This is a genomic window from Planctobacterium sp. AWM4_229 (assembly GCF_056160305.1).
The window spans coordinates 282,731-307,255 of the sequence record NZ_JBSWWX010000001.1 but is presented as its reverse complement, the minus strand read 5'-3'; the positions used below and the strand labels follow the sequence as shown (position 1 = coordinate 307,255).

General features: G+C 45.5%; 22 protein-coding genes. 16 read left to right on the top strand and 6 right to left on the bottom strand.

The features are described 5' to 3' along the window. From ACXAGP_RS01350 to pulA, 3 genes are read left to right on the top strand one after another with little or no spacing between them, the layout of a single operon-like run. Nucleotides 1–1,497 (top strand): tryptophan halogenase family protein, encoded by a 1,497-nt coding sequence (locus tag ACXAGP_RS01350; protein WP_475259054.1) that lies wholly within the window; start codon nucleotides 1–3, stop codon nucleotides 1,495–1,497. Continuing rightward, nucleotides 1,481–3,967, top strand: a complete 2,487-nt coding sequence (locus ACXAGP_RS01345; RefSeq protein ID WP_475259053.1) for a glycoside hydrolase family 31 protein — start codon at nucleotides 1,481–1,483, stop codon at nucleotides 3,965–3,967. Before ACXAGP_RS01350 ends, ACXAGP_RS01345 begins: the two co-directional genes overlap by 17 nt. Then, nucleotides 3,964–6,732 (top strand): pullulanase-type alpha-1,6-glucosidase, encoded by a 2,769-nt coding sequence (gene pulA / locus ACXAGP_RS01340; RefSeq protein ID WP_475259052.1) that lies wholly within the window; start codon nucleotides 3,964–3,966, stop codon nucleotides 6,730–6,732. Before ACXAGP_RS01345 ends, pulA begins: the two co-directional genes overlap by 4 nt. A 30-nt stretch (nucleotides 6,733–6,762) precedes the next feature. Here the strand turns inward: pulA and ACXAGP_RS01335 are convergent, their stop codons facing one another. Beyond that, nucleotides 6,763–7,704 (bottom strand): HAAS signaling domain-containing protein, encoded by a 942-nt coding sequence (locus ACXAGP_RS01335; protein WP_475259051.1) that lies wholly within the window; start codon nucleotides 7,702–7,704, stop codon nucleotides 6,763–6,765. Next, nucleotides 7,701–8,039: a PadR family transcriptional regulator gene (locus ACXAGP_RS01330; protein WP_475259050.1), complete on the bottom strand. Its 339-nt coding sequence runs from the start codon at nucleotides 8,037–8,039 to the stop codon at nucleotides 7,701–7,703. The genes ACXAGP_RS01335 and ACXAGP_RS01330 overlap by 4 nt, the downstream gene beginning before the upstream one ends. 229 nt (nucleotides 8,040–8,268) lie before the next feature. Here ACXAGP_RS01330 and ACXAGP_RS01325 point away from each other — a divergent pair, with 229 nt between their 5' ends. Beyond that, entirely contained in the window at nucleotides 8,269–9,003 is a 735-nt protein-coding gene (locus tag ACXAGP_RS01325; protein ID WP_475259049.1) for a hypothetical protein, read from the top strand. Between the two features lie 64 nt (nucleotides 9,004–9,067). Here the strand turns inward: ACXAGP_RS01325 and ACXAGP_RS01320 are convergent, their stop codons facing one another. Continuing rightward, entirely contained in the window at nucleotides 9,068–11,317 is a 2,250-nt protein-coding gene (locus tag ACXAGP_RS01320; RefSeq protein WP_475259048.1) for a TonB-dependent receptor, read from the bottom strand. A 396-nt stretch (nucleotides 11,318–11,713) separates the two neighbouring features. Between ACXAGP_RS01320 and prfB the strand changes: the two genes are divergently transcribed. The 5 genes from prfB (at nucleotide 11,714) to ACXAGP_RS01295 (ending at nucleotide 15,722) form a co-directional block, all read left to right on the top strand. Next, nucleotides 11,714–12,812, top strand: a protein-coding gene (prfB, locus tag ACXAGP_RS01315) for a peptide chain release factor 2 (RefSeq protein WP_475259047.1) whose coding sequence is annotated in 2 segments (ribosomal slippage) — nucleotides 11,714–11,788 and nucleotides 11,790–12,812 — 1,098 coding nt in all. Because the reading frame shifts where the segments join, the coding sequence is not laid out codon by codon here. A 19-nt stretch (nucleotides 12,813–12,831) separates the two neighbouring features. Beyond that, nucleotides 12,832–14,373, top strand: a complete 1,542-nt coding sequence (gene lysS / locus ACXAGP_RS01310) for a lysine--tRNA ligase (protein WP_475259046.1) — start codon at nucleotides 12,832–12,834, stop codon at nucleotides 14,371–14,373. A 137-nt stretch (nucleotides 14,374–14,510) separates the two neighbouring features. Further along, on the top strand, nucleotides 14,511–14,942 hold the full coding sequence (locus tag ACXAGP_RS01305) for a YeeE/YedE family protein (RefSeq protein ID WP_475259045.1): 432 nt from the start codon (nucleotides 14,511–14,513) through the stop codon (nucleotides 14,940–14,942). A gap of 11 nt (nucleotides 14,943–14,953) precedes the next feature. Continuing rightward, a complete protein-coding gene (locus ACXAGP_RS01300; RefSeq protein WP_475259044.1) occupies nucleotides 14,954–15,385 on the top strand; it encodes a DUF6691 family protein in 432 nt (143 codons plus the stop codon). A 34-nt stretch (nucleotides 15,386–15,419) separates the two neighbouring features. Continuing rightward, nucleotides 15,420–15,722 carry an ArsR/SmtB family transcription factor gene (locus ACXAGP_RS01295; RefSeq protein WP_475259043.1) on the top strand — a complete coding sequence of 101 codons (303 nt, stop codon included), beginning with the start codon at nucleotides 15,420–15,422 and terminating at the stop codon, nucleotides 15,720–15,722. An 11-nt stretch (nucleotides 15,723–15,733) separates the two neighbouring features. Here the strand turns inward: ACXAGP_RS01295 and ACXAGP_RS01290 are convergent, their stop codons facing one another. The 3 genes from ACXAGP_RS01290 to ACXAGP_RS01280 form a co-directional block, all read right to left on the bottom strand. After that, nucleotides 15,734–16,231, bottom strand: a complete 498-nt coding sequence (locus tag ACXAGP_RS01290; RefSeq protein ID WP_475259042.1) for an N-acetyltransferase family protein — start codon at nucleotides 16,229–16,231, stop codon at nucleotides 15,734–15,736. Nucleotides 16,232–16,292: 61 nt separating this feature from the next. After that, entirely contained in the window at nucleotides 16,293–16,991 is a 699-nt protein-coding gene (locus ACXAGP_RS01285; protein WP_475259041.1) for a rhomboid family intramembrane serine protease, read from the bottom strand. A 98-nt stretch (nucleotides 16,992–17,089) separates the two neighbouring features. Next, nucleotides 17,090–18,136 carry an alkane 1-monooxygenase gene (locus ACXAGP_RS01280; protein ID WP_475259040.1) on the bottom strand — a complete coding sequence of 349 codons (1,047 nt, stop codon included), beginning with the start codon at nucleotides 18,134–18,136 and terminating at the stop codon, nucleotides 17,090–17,092. Nucleotides 18,137–18,273: 137 nt separating this feature from the next. On the opposite strand from ACXAGP_RS01280, the gene ACXAGP_RS01275 reads away from it, so the two are divergent. The 7 genes from ACXAGP_RS01275 to alr are packed head-to-tail and all read left to right on the top strand — an operon-like array spanning nucleotide 18,274 to nucleotide 24,499. Continuing rightward, nucleotides 18,274–19,293, top strand: a complete 1,020-nt coding sequence (locus ACXAGP_RS01275; protein ID WP_475259039.1) for an AraC family transcriptional regulator — start codon at nucleotides 18,274–18,276, stop codon at nucleotides 19,291–19,293. A gap of 1 nt (nucleotide 19,294) precedes the next feature. Continuing rightward, nucleotides 19,295–20,140 (top strand): alpha/beta hydrolase, encoded by an 846-nt coding sequence (locus tag ACXAGP_RS01270; RefSeq protein WP_475259038.1) that lies wholly within the window; start codon nucleotides 19,295–19,297, stop codon nucleotides 20,138–20,140. Continuing rightward, nucleotides 20,133–20,882, top strand: coding sequence for a 5-oxoprolinase subunit PxpA (locus ACXAGP_RS01265; protein ID WP_475259037.1), 750 nt, complete (start codon nucleotides 20,133–20,135; stop codon nucleotides 20,880–20,882). The genes ACXAGP_RS01270 and ACXAGP_RS01265 overlap by 8 nt, the downstream gene beginning before the upstream one ends. Then, entirely contained in the window at nucleotides 20,879–21,529 is a 651-nt protein-coding gene (locus ACXAGP_RS01260) for a 5-oxoprolinase subunit B family protein (protein WP_475259036.1), read from the top strand. The genes ACXAGP_RS01265 and ACXAGP_RS01260 overlap by 4 nt, the downstream gene beginning before the upstream one ends. Next, entirely contained in the window at nucleotides 21,522–22,484 is a 963-nt protein-coding gene (locus ACXAGP_RS01255) for a 5-oxoprolinase subunit C family protein (RefSeq protein WP_475259035.1), read from the top strand. Before ACXAGP_RS01260 ends, ACXAGP_RS01255 begins: the two co-directional genes overlap by 8 nt. A gap of 29 nt (nucleotides 22,485–22,513) precedes the next feature. Beyond that, nucleotides 22,514–23,371, top strand: a complete 858-nt coding sequence (locus ACXAGP_RS01250) for an aminotransferase class IV (protein ID WP_475259034.1) — start codon at nucleotides 22,514–22,516, stop codon at nucleotides 23,369–23,371. A gap of 12 nt (nucleotides 23,372–23,383) precedes the next feature. Next, nucleotides 23,384–24,499 (top strand): alanine racemase, encoded by a 1,116-nt coding sequence (alr, locus tag ACXAGP_RS01245; RefSeq protein ID WP_475259033.1) that lies wholly within the window; start codon nucleotides 23,384–23,386, stop codon nucleotides 24,497–24,499. The last annotated feature ends 26 nt before the right edge of the window (nucleotides 24,500–24,525 follow it).

Sequence of the window (24,525 nt, the reverse complement as noted above, 5' to 3'; positions counted from 1 at the left end):
ATGTCTAAACCGATAGAGATTATTATAGCCGGTGGCGGCACCGCAGGTTGGATGGCTGCTAATCTGCTCATCAAAAAGTGGGCCGACAAAAATGTAAATATCAGTTTGGTGGAATCTCCCGATATTGGCATTATCGGCGTTGGTGAGGGTTCTACACCCACCTTGAAACGTTTCTTTGACATTATTGAGGTGTCTGAAAGAGACTGGATGCCAGCTTGTAATGCCACCTACAAAGTGGGCATAGAGTTCGCTGGCTGGAGTCCACAATCTGGCATAGAGAGTTATCGTCATCCTTTTATTTCGCAAACCGATGTCTTTACCCAGCGCGCCTTTGAAGTAAATTGCCGTACCCGTCGTCACGGATTAGATACGCACACCGCACCCGAAGATTTTTTGATTAATGGCGCTCTGGCACAACAAAACCTGGGCCCGCTTACACCTGACAATTTCCCATTTCGCATCGAGTATGGCTATCACTTTGACAGTGGCTTATTGGGGGAGTTTTTAAAAGATATTGCCAGGCAAAGAGGGGTAAAGCATCTTAGCAATAACATCGCTGAAGTGACTCAGCATCCTGATGGCAGTATTCAATCTCTGATTTGTAGTGATGGCTCTGTCATTAATGGAGACTTTTTTATCGATTGTACCGGTTTTAAAAGCCTGCTGTTACAACAGACACTAAAGGTGCCATTTCAAAGTTATAAAGATTGTTTGTTTAATGATTCCGCGGTGGTTGTGCAAACACCGCAAAAGCAGGAGATCAACAACGAAACCAAAGCCACGACACTGAGCAATGGCTGGTGTTGGAACATCCCACTGCAAAATCGCGTGGGTAATGGTTATGTGTTTAGTGCGCAACATATCACTCCTGATGCAGCCGAGCTGGAATTCAGACAACACTTGGGGTTACCAGAAGATGTCAGCTGTCGACATTTAAAAATGAATGTCGGCCAGGTGCAGCAACATTGGCAAAAAAATTGTCTGGCTATCGGTTTGTCTCAGGGGTTTATGGAGCCGCTAGAAGCTACTGCGCTGCATTTGGTGCAGATATGCATTGAAATGTTTGTTATTAAGTTTGAAGAAGGCCAGTTTAGTAATCAATATCAAGCGCAGTTCAATAAGTTCGCCAAAGACCGCTTTGATGGGGTGAGAGACTATATCGTCGCCCATTACAAACTCAACACTCGTTCTGATTCCGAATATTGGCAACAAAACCGAGACAATACGTACCTCTCTAATTCCCTGGTACGGTTACTGGATGTGTGGTTTAAACGCGGTGATATGTCAGAGGAGATACAACGTCAGAATATCAGTGAACACTGGGATCCCATTTCCTGGCACTGCTTGCTATCAGGTTATGGTGCTTATCCGCCAATCGCACCTAAGCAACCGGGTAAAGGTTGTCTCTATAAAGAGCAAAATGTGGCGCAATTTATTCAAGGTTGTGCGCTTAATTTTCAGTCTCATCAAGACAATCTCAATGAACTTTCACAATAAATACCGTAAACCGTTTTTACGAATCAATAGCGCGTTCGATATTACTGGAAAGTGGTTAGGTACCTGGCTTTTGTTGTTGCTTTGGTGCACTTCAAGTCAGGCAACGCAATATATTGGACATCAACAGGAAGGCAACAAACTCTTAGTGCAAACCGACAAGGGCGTATTGCATTTTACGCCTTTATCAGAAGCGGCGGTAGATGTGGAATTTCGGACGGCTCATAGCAAACGCTTTGATTCTTATGCTATTGACCCCGCCGCGGGTACAGAAGCGTTTTCCCTCGATAACTCCGATAATGCTTTGCTGTTTCAGGGCCAAACATTGCAAGTGAAAGTGACTAAATCGCCCTTTAATGTGGCGTTTTACAGCAACAAACAGCCGTTATTGAGTCACGAATCTGGGTTTTTTCAATACGAGGGGCTACGTGGTATTCGCTTCAGATTGGGGGAAGATGAAAAGTTGATCGCAGGCGGTCAACGGGTTTTGGGCATGGATCGAAAAGGGCATCGATTTCCTCTGTATAACAAAACTCATTGGGGCTATACCACAGAATCAAATCAAATGTATTTTGGTTTGCCTGCGCTTTTATCCTCAAAAGGCTATGGTTTGATTTTTGATAATGCCGCCAAAGGTGCCATGGATCTCGGTGCATCAGAGTCGGATGTTTTGCAGTTTGAAGCGGTTTCTGGGCGCAATGCTTATATTGTTGTTGCGGGACTAAACGATAACAAGGTTGACTATCCTAAGCTTATCGAGAATTTTACGGCAATAACGGGACGTCAACCCATGCCGCCTGCGTGGGCATTCGGTAACTTTGCCTCGCGCTTTGGTTATCGCTCTGAGCAACAGGTTCGCGATGTGGTGGAAAAATATCAAACTTTGGATATTCCACTTGATAGCGTGGTTTTGGACTTGTACTGGTTTGGTCCAGAAATGCAGGGTTATATGGGTAATCTTGATTGGGATAGAGGCAACTGGCCCACAGCTGAAACCATGATACAGGACTTCAAGGAGAAAGGGATCCAAACGGTGGTGATCACCGAGCCCTTTATTTTGAAAACCTCCAGTAATTGGCAAAGTGCTGTTGACCAAAATGCATTGGCCACTGACATGTCCGGAAAGCAACCCCGAGTGTTTGATATGTTTTTCGGTACCGCCGGCCTGGTAGATGTATTTAGTGAGCAAGGCCAAAACTGGTTCTGGCAAAAGTACCAAAATATCTTTTCAGATGGCGTGGTGGGTATTTGGGGCGATTTGGGCGAGCCAGAGGTGCATCCGGAAAATACCCTGCACGCCACGGGCACCGCCAATGAAGTACACAATGCCTACGGACATCAGTGGGCGAAAACTCTCTGGGATAACCACCTGAAAGATTATCCAGAGGAGCGGCTATTTCTATTGATGCGTTCTGGTTTTGTGGGGGCACAGCGCTATGGCATGATCCCCTGGACGGGGGACGTCAGCCGTTCCTGGGGCGGACTCAAGCCACAAGTAGAACTAACATTGCAAATGGGTATGTTAGGTCTGGCTTATACCCACTCAGATCTCGGTGGTTTTGGTGGCGGAGACGATACTTTTGATAAAGAGATGTATATCCGCTGGTTACAATACGGTGTATTCCAACCGATATATCGTCCCCATGCATTTGACTCCATTCCTTCGGAGCCGGTGTTTCACGATAAGCAAACTCAAGATATTTTGCGGCAGTGGATTAAGCTCAGATATCAACTGTTCCCATATAATTACACCCTCGCTTATGAGAATAGTAACACCGGCATGCCTTTGATGAGGCCGGTGCTTTTTGCTGAGCCAGACAACCCGGATTTATTTGACGAAAAGAATAGTTATTTATGGGGTGATGCATTTTTTGTGCATCCGGTAACAGAGCCCGGAGTTAACCAGGTAAATACGCGATTGCCCTCCGGCATCTGGTTTGATTATTGGAGTAAGGGTGTTTTTAAAGGACAACAGGCGTTAGACGTTAGTGTGAGTTTGGAAACCTTACCGCTATTTGTAAAAGCCGGCAGTTTTATTCCTTACAGCCAACAGACAACACCGCTAAGTTTGCATCGAGGCGAAGCGCTTAATATTCATTATTACCATCATCCTGAAGTAGCAAAGGCGAAAGGCAAACTGTATGAAGATGATGGTAAAGCGCGAAATTCTATTGCAAACGGTCAATACCAGCTTACGCAATTTGAGTCCGAGTATCACGCAGGGAAATTGAGCATCAGCTTAACACCAGAAGGAAACGGGTTCGCAACACTACCTGAAACTCGAACCATATCATTTACCATTCACAATCTCGATATTGCACAGGTGAGCAACATCATGCTGCTGCAAGAGCAAAAGGTAACACAGATCAATGCCGAGGCAATGGGGGATAACGCCATTACCTTTTCTTTTTCCTGGCAAAATCAAACTAGCAAATTAGAAATTATCAGTTCGCACAAGGAGCTTCAACAATGAAAAAACTGGCTTTGGGTTTATTGGCTGCCTCAATCATCGGTGGCTGCAGTAAGCCACTTCCTGAAGCGGGGGTATCATCTGATACCACTTCCAATTTTGCCGCCCACTGGCTGCAGGATAACCTGTTCCTGATCAAGCCTGAGGACGGGGCGATATCCTTTTCCTTATTGGCATCGTCAAATGCGACTCTTGATGAAGGGCTGGCTCCAGACAATAGTTATCCACTGCAAATGTCCACAGTGCCTGAATTTGTTGCCACAGCAGCCCCGCATTTAACATCGTTTCAGGCCCTGGAGTTCGTAGCTAATGTTGATGACATCAAATCTGTTTTAAAAGGGCAGGTAGCTATCGCACAAAAAAATGCCAGTGGTGAAGTTATCGCTATTTCATACCTGCAGACTGCCAGAATATTGGATTCCCTCTACACTCAAGGCGATGCTGATGCCGATGAAGTGATGGACTTAGGCGCTACCGTTACAGCTAGCGGGTCTGAATTTGCATTGTGGGCTCCCACGGCCATGTCGGTAAAAGTGAATTTGTATGACGAGAGTAAAAGCCTGTTAAATAGTGTAGAAATGCAAGAGGATCAGAGTGGGGTATGGCGAGCTGAATCCAGGCATGGACAGGGCACGTATTATCGCTACGCCATAGAGGTATATCATCCACGCACTCAGGCCATCGAGACCTATGAGGTAACCGATCCCTATTCATTGAGTTTATCTCGCAACAGTTTGTATTCCCAAGTGGTGGATTTAGCAAGCGATGAAACCAAACCCACTGGATGGGACGCGCAGAAAGACGAGCCGCTAACTCATCCAGAAAGTTTGATCTTATACGAAACTCATATCCGGGATTTTAGTGCTTCGGATAAGAATCTCTCGAATCCAGCTTATGCCGGTAAATACAAAGCCTTTACCGAAACCGCCAGTGATGGCGCCAGGCATTTAACCGCCCTGGGTCTCGCGGGTCTTAATACGGTACATCTGCTGCCCACTTATGATATCTCCACGGTGAATGAGGATCCCGCTAAGGTGATTTTTCCTTCTGATCCTATGAGCAAAGTTTGTCAGATGGTACCTGAAGTGGCGGTCTGTAACACCGATATCGATATGAGTCACTCATTACAAGCCATACTGCAAAGTTTTGACCCGCTCACTGGGGACGCTCAGGCTATCATTGAGTTGATTCGCCCGTATGACCCTTATAACTGGGGCTATGATCCTTACCATTACACTGTGCCTGAAGGCAGCTATGCCATGGATCCAGAGGGGATCCCTCGTTTGGTGGAGTTCAGAGAGATGGTGCAAAGCCTGCACAACAGAGGCTTTAAGGTGATCATGGATGTTGTATACAACCACACCTTTGCCTCTGGGCTAGATGAAAAATCGGTACTGGATAAGGTGGTACCCAATTATTATCACCGTTTGAACCCGATTTCAGGCGCGGTTGAAACCTCCACCTGTTGTGAAAATTCGGCAACAGAAAACCGTATGATGGCGAAACTCATGACAGATTCATTGGTGGTATGGGCCAGAGATTACAAAATAGATGGCTTTCGTTTTGATTTAATGGGCCACCAACCCAAAGCTGCGATGTTGCAATCAAGAGAAGCGGTTCGCGCTGTTGATCAAGACACCTACTTTTACGGTGAAGGCTGGAATTTTGGTGAAGTGGCTAATAACTCACAATTTGAACAGGCAGCACAAATACCGCTTGCTGGAACAGAAATAGGTACCTTTACCGATCGTTTACGGGATGCGGTACGAGGTGGCTCCTCATTTGTCAGTGCCGACGATTTGCGCTTTGGGCAGGGGATTGGCAACGGCCTCATCGTTCAGCCCAATGAGCTACAATCCGATGAAAAACAAGCGGCACAGCTGCAAGAGTATTATTTATCAATGGACCAAATTCGGGTAGGCCTTGCTGGTAACCTGGTAAATTTCCCGTTGGAAAACAGTCAAGCTGAACAAGTTACCGGGAAAGACATTCCTTATGGTGGTGCACCAACTGGTTATGCACTGGATCCTGCTGATACCATTAACTACGTCTCCAAACACGATAATCAAACGTTGTGGGACAACAACCATTATCGCATTGCTTTTGAAGCCTCTACTGAGCAGCGGGTGAGAATGCAAAACTTGTCACTAGCATATCCGTTGCTGGCGCAAGGTATTCCATTTTTACACATGGGCGGTGAACTGTTGCGTTCTAAATCTTACCTACGGGATAGCTATGATTATGGTGACTGGTTTAATGCCGTCGATTTTGCCAAACAGTCGAATAACTATCATGTAGGCCTACCACCAGCAGTTAAAGATGAAGCGAATTGGGGCATTATTACCCGCATTATTCAAGGTAATGATGGTCGCGATTCGGTAAAACCGGCTCATATTGAATTTGCCGCCAAGGTATTTATGGACTTTATTGCCATTCGCTCATCTTCTAACTTGTTTAGTTTGCAAACAGAACAACAAGTTATTGATCGTGTCGCTTTCCACAATACAGGTAAAGAGCAACAAATCGGTCTGATTGTTATGAGCATTGAAGACGGGCAGGGAGCAGATGATCTCGATCCGGCGTTTGAAGGCATTTTGGTGCTATTCAACAATGATGTAAACCAGCAGACTTTTGCCTATGAAGGGGCGGGCGAATACAGTTTACATCCTCGCCAGGCAAAAGGTGCCGACCCTGTGACTGCCTCAGCTCAGGCTAAAGCTGATAGTTTTGTTGTACCGGGATTGACGGTGGCAGTATTTGTTAAGTAAAGAAATCAAAGAGGCTCATTGAGCCTCTTTTTATAAACTTTTGTAGAGCTTGATGTGATGCCTCAGGTCCATCAAGGTAAAACCCAAAATGACCACAAAACTAACTTTAAATATCCAACCAATGTTTTCAGTTATTCGAGCATCAAGGTTATCTGAAAGACCAATTACCTGAGTTTGATCAACGTGCAGTAGCATCAATACCAGGATAACAAGACTGACACAATCAATTGCCAGTGCTGCAATTAAGGTAGATTTGCGCCAGAACTGGGTAAACAACTGCCAACCATAGAAGGCAATTGAACAAAGAAGTAGCAAATTGACTGGCCAAAATAGCGTGTGGAATATTTCGTGGAATTGCACAGTTAGACTATCTAGTTGGTAAACGGCATCTTGGGAAAAATCTAGCCAACGATTCCAAATGATTAAGCACAGCACATCGCCTATTACATTGGTGACAGCATCCTGCTGATCTGATTTGCTCTGTTTCACTGAAAATTGTTTTAATGGATCCCAATTATCTTTGAAATAATCAGTTTTGCCCTGACGCTCCATAACTGCGAAGATAATAGTGGTGATGGCCACGGCGACTAATCCGGGTTGTAACAGGCCCATAAACCAACCGACAGACAGGAATGTGTCGCTGACCCCGGAAACGTAGCGTAATAAACCATTAATAAAAAACAGAATTAAACCCAGGGTTAGCCCGATACGCAGGCTATAGCGCCACATGGGGTAGAGTTCCGGGCCGATAAGATATTGCTGTTTGCCAAAGCGCGACGCAACGGTTTTGGGGGAACCGATAGCCCGCAAAATATCAGCGATATCATTATCAGAAGCGGGCTTGCCGTTTTCCTCTTCGAACGCCTCAAGGTGTTCTTCAATAGTACTTTCGAGCTCCTGCAATACATCTGCATCGGCGGAATCAGGCAGCCAGGCGTTTACCTGCTCAAGATAGTTTTGTACCAGATTCATGATGTCTCTCCTTGGTTTATGATTTCAATATTTTGGTTCAGGCTTTGCCATTCGCTTTGCATGGCTTCAAGTGCTAGGTTTCCTGATGGCGAGAGGCGATAGAAGCGCTTTTTGCGTTTGCCATCATCGCGCCACTCACTCTCTAATAAACCTTGTTTTTCCAAACGCCGAATTAAGGGATACAGAGTGCCTTCATCGATCTCCAGACCGACATCACTCAAAGACTTCCGCAACGAGTAACCATAGTGTTCACGTCGCAATTGCATCAGCACCGCCAATACCAATACGCCTCGACGTAATTCTTGTTTTAATTTGTCTAACTGTTCGATTTCCACTTTGACTCCTGTTAGTAAGCCAACAAAACTTACTATGCGCCACATACTGTGTGCGACACAGCATTATTAATACTATGCATCACACAGTATTAATCTGCAACTGGTTTTTCGAACAAATTTTCATCAAGCCGATAAGCTAATGAATTTTAGACTTTTTTAATCGTATTGGAGGAATTGATAATCTATGATTACATGTGTAATCTATGGTTGTGTTGGAAAGGAGCTGGTTATGTTTACAAAAATGTTTTCATTGAAAGAGGGACTGCGACTGATACCTTGGCTGGGTATGGTTATTTTGCTTAGTGCCTGTACTGGTAAGCCTACAGTGCATCTTTACAGTAAATACCTGTCGCAGGAAAAAGTCGCCGTATTACAGAAACAACTTGAAGAGCAAGGCTTTAAAGCGCAAGTGAATAGCCTGGATACCCCTGTTTCTATTAGCGAAAATACTGTGCTTTATTCATTGCTGCTCAAAGATGCTGATACGCTTGAGAAAGCGGTAGAGGTGGCGTCTGAATTGGGCTTTAAAGTTAATCTTGTGCAACCCATGGTCAAGGGTAATCATTGGTATACTAAAAACTCATTGGCCATGATTTTGTTTCCGCACGAGCAGGGGGACAGTAGTCACGTTTTTCAACAAGATTTGGTACATCAATATCAAGTGAATAGTTGTGATGTGCCACTGACTTTGCACCTCAAGGAAGATTTCAGTTACCTTATAGCCGGTAAAGAATGGACTGAAGAACAAAAACCTTTGATAACCGGAAACTGGTTATATCGCCAATATCCTTATATCGAGTTGCGAGAGTTTGATGCAGAGCATTCTCACATGTATTTCGAAATCAGTCGAAGGATGGAGCAGGACCAAATCAGTCGCTTACAAATGCAAACCTTAACCCCACTAGAGCCCTATGAATTGATTTCAGGCTGTAGTTTTGAAGTGGGACAACGGATCAGTGGATAAGTTAATATGATAAAAAAGACCGACGAATTGTCGGTCTTTTGGGGAGTTGCTCAAAGCGAATAATTTACCACTCGGTGGTAAATCGTACGCCGAACTCACTGGCATCATTAGACAGGATGCGCAATACATAATCACCGGTGTTCAGGCGGGCATTGTCATAACGTTCGTCAAAGATGTTACGACCGTATAGACCCAGCGTGTAAGCTTCGTTACCTGGTGTGTAAGTAATACCCATATTTACCAAGGTGCGGTCATCAATTAAGGTCATACGCTCTGGTGCTGAACTAGGCTCGCCATACATGTCATCACGCCATGAGTAGTCCAATCTGAACTTAACCGATGCACCGTCTTCCAGGAACATTTCGTAGGCAGGACCGAATGCCACTGTCCATTCTGGTGTCAGTGGTGCAACAGGTTGGAATACCGTACCGTTCACTAGTTGATCATCCACATCTACATCCATAAAACCGATACTGGTTTGCATGGTGAAGTTGCCAAATGTCAGGTTGCTGTCAAATTCCACACCGCGAGACGTTTGTGATACTACGAGGTTAGCTGTGTCGAATCCGGCATCGCTAACCTGACTTACCTGGTAAGGTAGGTCATCATATTCGGTGTTAAATACTGCAACGCTTAAGTCCAGGTAGCTGTTTACGCGACCTTTAACACCCACTTCATAGTTAATAGCAGTGATGTTATCGGTGGCAGTAAAACAGTTATCCGCATTGACGGCAGCAATCGCATTGTCCAGATCATCGAAACCACCATTGCCAAAGAATTGGCCAATTAAGCAGTATGGACGAGCAGGGTACTGACCACCCTGGTAACCTGTTTGGATAGTAGCGTAAGCGTTCATGCCATTCTCGAAGGTATAGTTAGCGGCTAATTCCCAGCTTAACTCATCCCATTTATCTGAATCGTAAATGGTACCAAGTGGAGGAAATACATTTGCTGACGCTTCTTTTTCATCTTCGGTGTAACGCAAACCACCAGATACTCTTAAAGCATCATCTACATCATAACCGATGTTAATAAATGCGGCTTTACTGGTGGCTTCTTGGTCCAGTTGCAATGTATTGCCACCACCGTCAAAGCTGGAGTCTGAACCCTGGCGGTTATCACCTTCTTCCTGGAACCAATATAAACCGGCTACGAAGTCTGCGTTTTCGCCAAGATAACCACTAAACTGCAATTCTACAGAGTCCTGGTCAGCAGTACCGCGCTCTGGGTAGTGATCCAGTGCGTAAACGGTTGCATCATCATCAAGTCCCGCTTTGTATTCTGAAGAGCGGTGGCTGGCAATGACTTTCATCATCAGATCATCGTTGATGTCCCACTCGGTAGTAAACGACACACCGTGGGCACTGTTAGATACTTCATTTACCGCGTCGGTGCCGGTAGCATTATCATAAATGTCCGGAGCAACGTCTGCATTTGATAGCGCGACACCTACGCCATTGTTACCAGAGGTGTAACGGGTGTTTGGTCCCAGCTCATCAATCATTGCAGTGTAAGGACGCAAACCGCCATCACCGTTGTTTCCATCAGCTGTTAAGATGAAGCGCAGAGAATCTGACGGTTCATATTTTACTGAGAAACGTCCATACACCTCTTGCGTTTCACCCACATCCCACTTGGGGTTTTCCAGGTTGTAGAATTCACCCAAGCCATCGCGCTGTGTGTAGCCAACATTCATGTTAAAGGCTAAGCCAGGCGACAATTCTCGATTAGTGAAAATGTCGGTGCGCAAGCGACCGCGGGTACCCGCTTCAAGGCCTACTTTGGTGGTATTTACTTCATTTGGTTGCTTGGTAATGATATTGATAGCACCACCGATGGAGTTACGACCATACAGCGTGCCTTGGGGGCCACGTAATACCTCGATGCGCTCAATGTTTTGCAGGTTCCAGTTTTGCCCTACCTGACGACCAAGGTAAACACCGTCTACATAAACACTGACACCCGGATCTGTTGTGATCAGGTGATCCTGTAAACCAATACCGCGAATAAACGGGTTTGCTGAAGAAGTGTGGCCTGCTGAAAAGCCGGTGACATTCAGGTTTGGCACAAATTTACCGACGTCGGTCAAATCAGTAATGCCTTGCTCTGCCAACATATCGCCCTGGAAAGCACTGATGGCGATGGGCACTTCATAAATAACCTGAGCACGCTTGGTAGCCGTTACTGTTATGGCTTCAATCTCCTGTGCTTCGTCTTCTGCTTCCTGTGCATAGACATTGCCCGCAAGAGCTAGTTGAATTGCAGAACAAAGTAGGGTGGTTCTGAGCATTGTTTTGTTATTTGGTGTGTTCATGGTGTCTCCGTCACATCGGCAGGGTGTTGAATCTGCTGACGCTGTTGTGTGTTGTGATTACCAAATTTTCGTATGAATCTTTGTTATTTTTCGAGTAAGTGTAGTACTGAAAAATAGTTTTGCTTTGACTCTTGTTGCCAATTTGGCAATTAAGTCATGAGACGGCATCTTTCTGGTCGTGTCTTCCAGAGCGCACAGATGCGTATTCTTGCGGGCAAGCATTATACGGTGAATTACGACAGGTTGTTAAGCTTTTTTGACCACCTGGTCGAATAATGAGCGGCATCTGTTGCGTGTTGATTCAATTCTGTCGAGTTAAAGCGATTGTTCGCTGTTCAATTGACTGCAAATTAGATAGAATTCCCGGCCACTTTTTGAGGTTAGTAAAGAATAAATATGTTTGAAATCAATCCTGTGCAAAATGGTATCGCCGACGTAAAAGCGCGTACTGAGCTGCTTAGGGGGTATCTTTGACTTTGCTGTAAAGTCAGAGCGCCTGGAAGAAGTTAATCGCGAACTGGAATCTCCGGATGTCTGGAATGAGCCAGAACGCGCGCAAGCCTTAGGTAAAGAGAAGGTTGCGTTGGAAGCGGTGGTAGATACGATACTGCAACTAGACCAAGGTGCAGAAGATGTTGAAGGTTTATTGGAACTCGCTATTGAAGCTGAAGACGAAGATACCTTTAATGAGGCTCAAGAAGAGCTAAACACCATGATCAGCAAACTGGAAGAACTGGAATTTCGTCGTATGTTCTCCGGTCCCAATGATGCCAATGATTGTTATCTGGATATCCAGGCAGGTTCAGGTGGCACAGAGGCTCAGGATTGGGCCAATATGCTATTGCGCATGTATCTTCGCTGGGGTGAAGAGCATCAGCTCAAAACTGAGCTAATCGAAGTATCAGATGGTGATGTTGCGGGTATTAAAAGTGCCACAATTCGCTTTGGTGGCGAATACGCCTTTGGTTGGTTGAGAACAGAAACCGGTGTACATCGTCTGGTGCGTAAGTCTCCGTTTGACTCAGGTAATCGTCGCCATACGTCCTTCGCGTCGGCTTTCGTATATCCGGAAATTAATGACGATATCGAGATTGATATCAATCCGTCTGATTTGCGTATTGATACTTATCGCGCCTCGGGCGCCGGTGGTCAGCACGTAAACAGAACCGATTCTGCCGTGCGTATTACTCACGTGCCGACTAACATTGTGGTGCAATGTCAGAACGACCGCTCACAGCACAAAAATAAAGACCAGGCCATGAAGCAATTAAAAGCTAAGCTTTATGAGTTTGAGTTACAAAAGCAAAACGAAGAAAAGCAAGCGATGGAAGATAGCAAGTCGGATATTGGTTGGGGCAGCCAGATACGTTCCTACGTATTAGACGACTCCCGTATTAAAGATTTGCGTACCGGTGTTGAGACCCGAAATACCCAAGCCGTCCTGGACGGTGATTTGGATAAATTTATTCAGGCCAGCTTAAAGTCTGGCCTCTAAAGCAGGAAATCAAAGACAGATGTCTGAGCAACAACTCGATGAAAACAAATTAATCGCTGAAAGACGCGCTAAACTTGCCAACATTCGTGAGCATTGTTCTGCTAATGCTCATCCCAACAAGTTCCGCCGTGAGAATTACAGTGCGGATTTGCAAATGGCCTTCGGTGATCACGATAAAGAAAGCCTGGAAGAATTAGCCGTTCAGGTCTCAGTGGCTGGCCGTATCATGTCTAAACGCGGTCCATTCATGGTGCTGCAAGATATGAAGGGCCGTATTCAGGCTTACGCAGCGAAAGATGTGCAAAAAGAACTTAAGGCCAAATACGGTCAATTGGATATCGGTGACATTATTGGTGTCAGTGGAGCATTGCACAAATCCGGTAAAGGCGATTTGTACGTCAACATGGAAAAATATGAGTTGTTGACCAAATCCTTAAGACCACTACCTGAAAAGTTCCATGGTCTTGCCGATCAGGAAACTAAATATCGTCAACGTTATGTTGATTTGATCATGAGTCCTGAAACTCGTGATACCTTCGTTATGCGCAGTCGCATAGTGGATGGTATTCGTCGTTACCTTAGCGACCGCGATTTTATGGAAGTGGAAACGCCTATGTTGCAGGTAATCCCGGGTGGAGCTACTGCAAAGCCGTTCATTACACACCACAATGCCATGGATATCGATATGTATCTGCGCATCGCTCCCGAGTTGTATTTAAAACGCCTCGTAGTGGGTGGTTTTGAGCGAGTGTTCGAAATTAATCGCAACTTCCGCAACGAGGGATTATCGACGCGTCACAATCCTGAATTCACCATGATTGAATGGTATCAGGCCTATGCGGATTACAATGATCTAATGGACTTAACCGAAGATATGTTGCGCACATTGGCCAAAGATATCCTCGGCACGACAGATATTCGCAACACCACTAAAAATGCTGAAGGTGAAGTAGAGAGCGAAGTGATCTACAACTTTGGCGAGCCGTTTGAAAGACTTAGTATGGCTGATGCCATTATTAAGCACTATCCAGAGGTAGACACTGCCATCATCAAAGATGCAGAAAACAACCTGGAAGGCTTAAAAGCCATTGCTCGTGAGCTGCATATAAAAGAGCCGGAAGTGGATGGTATCTGGGGACCGGGTAAATATCTGTGTGAAATCTTCGAAGCGGTTGCTGAAGAAAAACTGGAACAGCCTACCTTCATCACAGAGTACCCTTGGGAAGTGTCGCCTCTGGCGCGTCGCAACGACGAGAACCCGTTCATTACAGACCGCTTTGAATTTTTCGTTGGCGGACGTGAACTGGCCAACGGCTTTTCCGAGCTTAATGATGCTGAAGATCAAGCGGCGCGATTCCATAAGCAAGTGGAAGAAAAAGAAGCCGGTGACGATGAAGCCATGCACTTTGACGACGATTACATTCGTGCGCTTGAGTACGGTTTACCACCAACGGCAGGTGAGGGCATTGGTATCGACCGATTGGTGATGCTGTTCTCTGACTCACCGACTATTAAGGATGTAATACTGTTCCCGCACATGAAACCGGAAGTAACGGAATAACGTTTTGGTAATTCGTTTATTGAAAGGCGCCAATGGCGCCTTTTTTGTTTTGTCGATTTATAGCTAAGCGCAACTTGTATTTTTCTGAGTTGTAGTTATTATATCGTAAATTGCAAATATACGATGTAAGGTTGCTTATGACAGAATTTACTCCTTATACGGCTCTGGCGGGTGGGGCATTGATTGGCCTGGCCGGTGTCTTGTTTTTATTAGCTAATGGCAAAGTGATGGGGGTTTCAGGTTTATTAGGGCAACTGATCAACGCCCCTAAAAATGCCTTACCTGCTTTGTATTTTATGTTGGGTCTATTGTTGGGGCCTGCAGTAATTAATGCTTTTCAAATAGATGCTATACAAATCAAATTACCCTCTGAAATTCATCTGGATTGGTGGCAGGTGGTGCTTGGCGCGGTACTTGTGGGACTGGGAACCCGCATGGGCTCCGGCTGTACCAGTGGCCATGGTGTATGTGGTATTGGTCGATTTTCACCGCGTTCTATTGTTGCCACTTGTGTTTTTATGGGAATAGCTATTTGGGTGGTGACCCTGATGCGCCACGTTTTGTCATAGGAGAGTTGAGAATGAAAACGTCGAATTTTACCGCTTTTTGTTCAGGACTGGTGTTTTCCCTGGGGTTGTTACTATCGCAAATGGTGAATCCGGAAAAAGTGCTCAATTTCCTGGATTTTTTTGGCAATTGGGATCCCAGTTTGTTGCTGGTAATGGCTGCGGCTTTAGTCGTTTATTGGCCAGGATTTTTTCTGATAAAGCCCAAAATGAGCAAACCCGTATTTGCTTCAGATTTTCAATTACCCAACAAATCAACTTTAGATAAAACCTTGCTAACTGGGGCTGTGCTATTTGGTCTTGGCTGGGGTATAACAGGGCTATGTCCCGGGCCTGTGCTGGCCAATATTCCCGGTGGCGAACCAAAGCTTTTGGTGTTCGTGGTACTAATGGCTGCCACTATGTGGGGGTTTGATAGATTTACAAATAAGAAGCGATCAAGTTAGCGAATTCAGGCCAGTTTCATATAGGTAAAGAGTCATGAAATCATTTAAAGACATGGAGCAAAATGCTGAGCAGGCAGTGAGTCTGTTAAAAATGCTGGCTAACAAGCATCGCTTGATGTTGCTTTGTTTGCTGCAATCCGGGGAAAAGTCGGTGTCTGAACTCAATGCGCAGGTACCGATCCCACAATCCACCTTATCTCAACATTTAAGTTTTTTACGACGGGAAAAACTGGTGGAGACACGGCGAGAGGCGCAAACAATTTATTATTTTCTGCGCGATGACAATGTCATCCCGGTAATTAATTTACTTTACGAGCTTTATTGTGCTGATGATTGAAGCGCTTGGAATTAATCTATTCCTACCACTTTACTACGTCTTTCCATCGCAGCGACGTTGATCCAGCGGTTACCCAGTTTGCCCAAACCTTCCTGAATGCCCAGCAGTTTGAAACCGCACTTTTGATGTAAACGAATACTGGCTTTATTTTGCTCGAAAATGCCCGCCTTTAAGGTCCACATTCCATGTTTTTCAGAGCAGGCAACGAGAGCATTTAGCAGCATTTCACCACCACCGTAGCCACGCGCATCGCTGGCCATATACACTGTGACTTCTGCTACACCGGCGTAACAACAGCGATTGGAAACAGGAGAGAGCGCAGCCCAACCGCAAACTCGGTTATTTTCGTTAAGCAATACCAAGCGGCAATCGTGTAAAAATGATGCATCCCACTCAGACCAGGATTTTACTTCAGTCTGGAAAGTGGCAAGGCCAGTATCGATGCCTTCCTGATAAATAGCCTGGACACACTCAAAATCCATTTTTACAAAGGGACGTACTTGAAACATGATTAGTTGCGAATAGTTTATCTGGCTTAATTTTGGGCCATTGTTTATCACTTAGCAACTATCAATGCAGTTTGTGCTGCTCCTCTTCAATCATCGTGTGTTCCTGAGCTTGATCGGTTTGCCATTCATCACCTATCAACTCATCTTCTTTGTCTTCGATTTCCCAGCTGTATTGCTTCTCGATGGGTTTGGGATCACTATTTCTGAAAATCAACGCGCTAATCAAACCAAAAAGTGCGCCGAAAAAGTGGTACTCATAGGATATGCCGGGCTCTCTGGGGAATATTGTCATAATCATGCCACCGTACATAAAGAACACCATCATCATCAATGCAATAGATCGTTTGTCTCGACGCAAAACGCTGATCACAAAAAGATAAAAGAACAAGCCGTGAGTCAGCCCACTGGCACCAAAATGCCAGGCTTCACGGGCAAACAACCAGGTACCTAAACCAGAGCCAATCCAGATAATGGCCAACGTCCAATATTTTGATTTAGGGTAACCGTAAAAAAGCGCTGCGAATAATAACAATAATGCCAGGCTATTACTGGCTAAGTGTTCGTAAGAGCCGTGGATAAGTGGACCGGTAAAAATGCCAATAACACCGGCCATTGTCCCGGGAAAAACGCCCAATTGGTGTAGTGAAAATCCAAATTGAAATTCAAGGGTTTTTATCAGCCAAAGTATGACCACAAAAATAAAACCGGGCATGATGGCTTTTCGTATATTGCCGTGGCGAGCATTATTTAATTCAGACACAGACTGCTTCCATTAACTTCTCTATTAACAGATATAGGTGTTACCGGTCTGAATTCCAGAAACGAAAAGCCATAAGCCAGAGGAATTTAATCTGAAACTCAACGCTTGTTTAGCAGTTGTAACTCTCCTTCATCGGCAAAGTACTGGTCCCAATGCTTTAATTTAGGCGCCATGAGTTTAAACCACAACGGCGGAATGAGTGTTAAACCTATGGTGCCTAGGTAACCTGTGGGCATAAAAGGCGCATCAGACATTGGCTTCAGATGTTGAAATGGCACATTGGCATTGGCGTGGTGATGGGAGTGTCTGGTTAGGTTAAACAGTGACCAGCTACTAATTTTGTTGTTGGCATTCCATGAATGCCTCGGATAGACACGTTTACCGGGAACTCTTACCAGGCCATAGTGTTCCATGTAATTCACTATTTCCAACAGACTCTTGGCAATCAGGCCAGAAATTGTAAAAAACAGCAGGCCATTGACACCAGCTAATATCCAGCTTATCAGCAATAAAACGACACTCATCATAATACCGCGTAGAAATCGGTTGTGATGAGAAAAAAGCGCATGCTCTGCTCTCTGTAAGCGTTGTTTTTCCAGTTTCCAGGCACTGATATTCCCGGTAATAGTAGATATAAGGATATGCTGATACACGTTACGACCACGAGGGGCACTAGCGGGATCTTTTTCGGTGGCAATGTTGATGTGGTGGCCAAATACGTGTTCTATGGCAAAATTGCTGTCAAAACTGAAGGCCAGTAACCAGCGCCCGACGCGGTGGGAAAAGCTTCCCCATCTTCTGTGCACCAACTCATGGGCCGTTACTGTGCCCAAGGTGCCCGTCAACAGGCCCACGTAAAGGGTGCTCGTTAGCCATAAGAGCCATGAACTGGATTGCTCAATGGTTATGATCGCCATCACTACCAGTATGGCTAACAAAGGCAGTGCGCACCAAAGCAACAGGTTGTAAAACGCCTTGTTGACGGGTTCAGGTTCACTCACGTCATCACCCAACAATAAGTCTCCCGCCACGATACTGCCAACGGTGACAAGAAAACCCCAAATTATCCAGTTGCCACTCATCCAAAATGAGGCAATCCCCAAAATCGCATAAACATGAAACAATAAAAATTTTGCCAGGTGCATAAGCTTTCTCCTTTTTAGGTAACATACGTTTACCTGCTATCAGCGAGCCAGATGATCAAATGACAAAAGGGGAGTCATTTATTGACAGCCGTTGGGAGAGGTGGTTAGTCTAGGGAAAATTATAGAACTATCGTTTTATGCACGTACCTGCTCATTACATTACTCATATTGGCGCGTTATTGGGGGACATGGCAGTGGATCCCAAGGTCTGGCTTGATTCATGTAAAGCCAGTCATGCATTGCTCAGTGATGATTCGTTATGGATACCCAAAGAGCAATATGAGCAATTAATGCAGCAGGCTGTGGCTATCGCCCCGCAGCCTGATATCGGATTGCAGTTGGGCAATCGCCTCGGAATTGGTAGTCATGGTTTGCTGGGCTATGGCTTGTTAAATTGCGAAGATCTAGCCCAGGCAGCACGCTTGTTAGACCGTTATCTGGTAACCCGAACCCCTTTTATCAGAACAGCTATTCGCGAGCAGCCGGACTCCTTTGATATTGAGATTGGTTCACACTTTATAGACCCTGCTGTACACCGTTCTTTTTGTGAAGTGGTATTAGTGACTTTGGCCAACCTCTTTACTATGGTTTCCGGTCAACCCAACATGAACAACATCATTAAGGCGGTGCATTTTGATATGGCGCAACCTGAATACTACGAAAGCATTTCTCGGTATTTACCTGTTCCTCACGCTTTTAAACAAGAGGTGTGCTTGATACGGTTGGAAAAAGCCTGGTTGCACAATCATTTTAGCCAGGCGGATGCTATCGCGCTCAAACAGCTTACCCGGCAGTTTGAACAGCAATTGAGTCAGATCAGAGGTACTCAGCAAAGAGATTATTCGAGTATGGTGATATCTGTCCTGGAACAGGATAGCCAACACATACCTTCAATTGCGACAGTCGCTAATCTTTTATCCGTCACCCCGCGTACTTTGCATCGACGCTTGCAAGATGAAGGTACGAGTTTTCGTTCCCTTTTAGTGGCAACAAAAAAAGCCCAGGCAGAAAAATATTTAGTAGAATCCAATATGCCAGTTGAACAAGTTGCCTGGGCATTAGGTTATGAAGATGTGGCAAACTTTAGGCGCGCTTTTAAAACCTGGTCAAAGATGACCCCCATTGAATTTCGCAACAAAAACCGTATCCAAGAGTAGTATGAGTTTAGCAACCATTGAATCGTCATCAGATGCAGCACTGACATTACATTTTGCCCATGCCAATGGGTTTCCCGCCAGTAGCTATCAAAAGCTATGGCGCTTTTTTCCTGATGATTTTCAGGTGATCGCGCAGGAAAAATTTGGTCATGACAGCCGTTTCCCGGTCAATGACAATTGGCATAACCAGGTAAACGAGCTAGTTCATTTTCTGGAGGGCAATGCTCAGCAGCCGGTATATCTGGTGGGGCACTCTTTTGGCGGAGTGATATCCTATTTAGTCAGCTGTCAGCGACCCGATTTGGTAAAAGGTTTGATTATGTTAGATCCGCCCATCATGGTAGGGTTAATGAGCCATGTGTTTCGTATACTCAAAAAAACACCTTTGATCGACAAGGTTACGCCGTCAGGTAAGTCAAAACTGCGTAAAACCAGCTGGCAAGATCACAATACCGTACTGGATTATTTTAAACCCAAAGCGCTGTTCAAATATTTTGACCCTGAGTGCATCGAAGACTACGTGCAATCCGCGGTGAAGCCAGAAGGAAAAGGTGCGCAACTGGCTTATCAGCGGGAAGTGGAGACTGCGATTTTTCGCAATATTCCTCACAACCTCAACTTGTTTCGCAACAAGTTGACGGTACCTGCCAAACTATTTACTGCGCAATATACCAATGCCTGTTTTCCGCCCATGGTGAAACGATTATTGAAGCAGCAACCAAAACTGGAGCATGAACTCATTAAAGGAGTAGGGCACATGTTTCCATTGGAAAAACCACAGCTCACCGCACAACTGATCACAGAGACATTGTGCCAATGGCAAAGAGAGACAAATCCCAATGACTGAATCGCGTAAACTATTGCTCATTAATTGCGACATGGGAGAATCATATGGTGCCTGGCAAATGGGCCAGGACCAGGAAATTATGCCTTACATCGATATGGCCAATATTGCCTGTGGTTTTCACGCAGGCGATGCCAACGTCATGCAGCGTACCGTGATGTTGGCGCTGGAGTACAATGTTAAGATCGGGGCTCATCCGGCATATCCCGATTTACAGGGTTTTGGCCGTCGTTCAATGACAATGGCAAAAGGCGAAATCCGTGCGCTTATGTGCTATCAGATAGGCGCGTTAGAAGGCATTACGAAGGCCTGTGGTGGGCACCTGCATCACGTTAAGCCGCATGGTGCGTTGTACAACGACATGATGCGAGACAAAGATATTTTGTTGCAAGTGATTCAGGCCGTCAGCGATTATGATGATGAACTTTTGTTGGTTTTGCAGGCGACAGGACAATGGCAACAGCATCAGGGGCTCGCTGCGCAATATGGCGTCAATCTATGCTTTGAAGCATTCTCTGACAGGGCATATCAAGATGATGGGTTATTGGTACCGCGTAACCAGCATGGTGCGTTATTATCAAAAGAAGATGCCATAGCCCAGGCAAAAACCATTATGCAACAGGGGAAAGTACTGAGCGCAAATGGTACCGAGCTAAGCATGCCAATAGATACTTTGTGTATTCATGGTGATGGTTCAGATGCACTGGAGATTGTGCTGCAGATTAAGGGTAATCTGGAGAAATGAAGTTTAAGCTCGTCCCATGTGGTGAAAATGCCATTAAGGTAACCGCTCAAAATGCCGTATCCACGAACGCGAGTTTTTATGCCAGTTTAAGAGTCTATATCCGGCAACAAAACTATCTTTGGTTGCAAGATGTCGTGGCTGCGGAGTCGTCAGTGACACTGTTTTACAATGTATTTGCGATTTCTTATTTTGAGGTTAAGTCACAGCTTAAAATCTGTTTAGTCAATTTTGACTTCCAACCAGACCGGCAATCGCAACCTTTACTGACACTACCCGTGCGCTATGGCGGAGAATACGGACCTGATTTGAAATGGGTGGCGGAGTCCTGTGATATGTCTGTGAAAGAAGTAGTTCAAGCTCACCAGGATGCTATCTTCACCGTCACTGCAGTGGGCTTTGCTCCGGGTTTCGGCTATCTCAAAGGATTGCCTAAGCCGTTGAGATTAGCAAGGCGACCAGAGCCGCGCATCAGAGTCCCTGCTGGCACGTTGGCTATCGCCGAGCAATACTCTGCAATTTATCCTCAGGAATCACCGGGAGGTTGGCACCTGATTGGCCGCTGTGATGAAAATTTGTTTGATATTGCGTTGCCTAAACCAGCCTTATTCGAAGTGGGTCAAAACGTGAGGTTCATTGCCGTTGATTAGTGCGCAAAACAGCCACCTTAAAATAGTAAATCCCGGTATCAATACCCAAATTCAGGATAGTGGACGTCTTGGCTATCTGTTTTCTGGTGTAGCCCCGGCAGGATTTATGGAGCCCAAAGCCGCTTATACTGCCAATCGATTGTGTGGCAATCCTATAGGTCTGCCATTGCTGGAAATTCCCATGGGCAATTTCAGCTGTGTTATTGAGGCCAGTAGTACGATTTCAGTGACAGGGGCTGAGGTAACGTTAAAGATTAACGGCAATATCCGCCATTGTTGGCAAAGCGTGCAAGTACAGCAAGGAGATGAACTGTCTATTTCTGCAACCAGAAAGGGAACCTGGGTTTACCTGGCGATCCGCGGCGGACTCAAGGTTAAACCTGTACTGGGAAGTTGTGCCACCAACCAGCGAGAAAAATTAGGGGGGCTGGATGGTAAAGGTAGTCCGTTAAAAAAGGGGGAAACAATTCCCTGCTTTTCCAGCGCACAGCACGTCGGCATGAGTGCTCAGCACATTGCCGCACAATATTTTAATGATGAACCGTACACTTTGCGCTTAATCCCTGGTGCCCAGTACGGACAACTTAGCAAGATTCAGCGAAGAGTGCTGTTTCAAACTGGGTTTACCTTAAGTCGCGAATTCAACCGTATGGGCTATCGCCTGGATACCTCCACCAAGGTGTTGACTCAACTACCAAAAATTACACCGGATGCAATTGCTTATGGCGCCGTGCAAATCCCTCCGTCGGGCAAGCCCATCATATTACTAAACGACAGGCAATCTCTGGGAGGTTACTGCAAACCCGGCAGTGTTATTTCACCTGACTGCCATAGGCTGTTACAATCGCCGCCGGGAACCAAAGTGCGGTTTGCATTGATACGACCGTCTATCGCACAGCAAGTGGTAAAGGATTATTGGGCTAACATTCAAAAGCTACCAATACTTCCCATGTGATCTCAACTCATCGTCTGGAAAAGCACACGTTGAATACCGTATTTTTAAATGGCACCTTTATGCCTCTGGAAGAAGCGCGAATTTCTCCGCTGGATAGAGGCTTTTTATTTGGGGAAGGGCTTTATGAAGTGCTGCCTAGTTATGGCAACCGTATGATTGCCTGGCAGTGGCATAAAGAGCGATTAACCCAGGGTCTTAAAGCGCTGGATATAAATTTACAGTACGACTGGCAACAACTGCAGGGTTTCTGTCAGCAATTGACCCAATATAATCCTGAGCCTGATCAGGGCATTTATATTCATATTACGCGTGGTGCAGAAGAAAAACGTTTTCATGGTTGGCATAACAATGCCGAACCCACCATATTTATGATGACCTTTCCAATTCCAGCGCTGACAAAACCTGATTTTGAGCAGTGTAAAGCACTCCGGTTGGGGCTTGATCAGGATCGCCGTTGGCGCAATTGCCATATTAAATCGACATCCTTATTGGGCAACGTGCTGCATTTTCAAACCGCTCAGCAAGAGGGCTTAAACGAAGTGTTATTGCTAGGAGATGATGGCACCGTTACAGAGGCCAGCACCAGCAACGTTTTTATTTGTAAGGATAAGAAGGTGCTCACCCCCCCTTTGAGTTCGGCATTGTTACCTGGTATTACGCGCCGTATCGTCATGGATATTTTGGAACGTCATTCTGCATTGACCTTGCAAGAATCCGTAGTAACGCAAGAAATGCTGTTTGCTGCTGATGAAGTTTGGCTTACCAGCTCCACAAAGGGGGTGGTACCGGTTGTGGAAATCGCAGGCAAAGCCATTGCGGATGGCAAACCAGGCAAACATTGGTTTGATACTGCCAGTTTGTATTTTCAACATCGCTTTGATTATTGAGGAAGCATAGTTATGTCTCGCCCTGCTGCAATGATCATTAATCTGGATGCACTGCGTCACAACTTATCAATTGCTAAGCGTTGTAGTCCCCTGAGTAAAATCGTCGCAGTTTTAAAAGCCAATGCCTATGGTCATGGTGCTGTAGAGGTGGCATTTGCCATTCAGGATCATGTGGAGATGTTTGCTGTTTCCAGTATTGAGGAAGCGATGCAGTTGCGAGAAGCGGGTTTAACCCGGCCTGTCTTGTTACTGGAAGGTTGTTTCAGTGCCAGCGAATTGAACCTGGCCTCAAAACATGATTTTTCAGTGGTGTTTCACAGTGAATATCAAATCAACGCACTTGAAAAACAAGCACTGGACAAGCCTTTGTCGGCCTGGTTAAAAATCGATACAGGTATGCATCGTTTGGGGATCTACGCGAGTTCTGGATTGCGTTTGTATCAACGCTTGAAGGACTCGGATAAAACCCAAGATGTGGTTACTTTAATGACGCACATGGCCAGTGCGGATTTACTTACTGAACCTTATACAGAGCAACAGCTAACGGAGTTTAAACAGGTTAAAAAAGCTATCATTGCAAATGGTGAGCAGCAAATTTCCACCAGCATCGGCAATTCAGGAACCATTTTAGGATGGCCTCAGGGACGTAGTGATTATGTTCGTCCGGGTATAATGCTTTATGGTTTATCGCCATTTAATGAAGCGCACCCAGACGCAGATAAACTGCGTCCGGTAATGACGTTACAATCAAAAATTATCGCAATTCGCAATATTGATGCCGGCGAGCGAGTAGGCTATGGCAGTACCTGGCAAGCACAAAAACCATCCAGAGTGGCCACTGTGGCTATTGGTTATGGAGATGGTTACCCGCGCAATGCCAAAAGTGGCACGCCTGTAATGGTAAGAGACAAACGCGCTTATCTTGCGGGTAGGGTGTCCATGGATATGCTTAGTATCGATATCACTCATATTCCCGAAGTTCGCATTGGTGATACCGTCACTTTGTGGGGAGAGTCATTAAGTGCCAACGAAGTGGCAGGCTGGGCGGATACTATTGGCTATGAGCTTGTTACCCGCATGCCCTTGAGAGTTCCCAAAACCTATTTGCTTTCAGAGTCGGGACAATAAAAAAGCCAACTTAATGAAGTTGGCTT